Source organism: Streptomyces lushanensis (assembly GCF_001700515.1).
Lineage (GTDB): Bacteria > Actinomycetota > Actinomycetes > Streptomycetales > Streptomycetaceae > Streptomyces > Streptomyces lushanensis.
Window position 1 is genome coordinate 1 of the sequence record NZ_MAUD01000704.1, and the last position, 554, is coordinate 554.

At 73.3% G+C, this 554-nt stretch carries 1 protein-coding gene; it reads right to left on the reverse strand.

What is annotated here, in order from left to right; genetic code table 11:
- Positions 1-255: 255 nt before the first annotated feature.
- A partial coding sequence (locus BFF77_RS32520; protein WP_425424471.1) for a chorismate mutase occupies positions 256-554 on the reverse strand: 299 nt, incomplete at its 5' end.

The following is a 554-nucleotide window of genomic DNA, read 5'->3' on the forward strand; positions in this document are numbered from 1 at the left end:
CCCAACGGCGGTCGGTCCGGGCGTCCCCGGAACCGACCGCCGTTGGGTGACCGGGCCGCTGTCCCCTGCTGACCGGTCACGAGCGCCGGGACGAGGTCCCACGACGTATCTGCGGTACGTCGCACGCCCCGGCGGTGGCCACGCGTGGTTCTCTGCCATCTCTGCGAGCCCGCCCCTGGGTGACACGGACGCCTGGTCCAACGAAGCCTCCGTCGGCCCGGTCACGCGCCGTACGGGTGAGAGCGGTGCCCGAACTCAGATACGGCCACGGCTCAGTTCCAGCAAGGTCATCGCCAGCGCCGTGCCCGGCCTGCCGAGGGCCTCGCGGTAGCGGCCGAGGATCTCCATCTCGCGGGAGAGATGGACGCGGCGGCCCCCGGAGGTGATCCGGGCGTCCTGGACGGCGGCCGAGACCGCCATCCGTTCCTGGACGAGACCGATGATCCGGTCGTCGAGCGCGTCGATCCGCTCCCGCGCACCGCCGATCAGCGTGGCGGCCTGGTCCGTACGCGCGCCCGTTCCTGTGCCGGTGCCGGCGGTCGACGTGGCCGGGC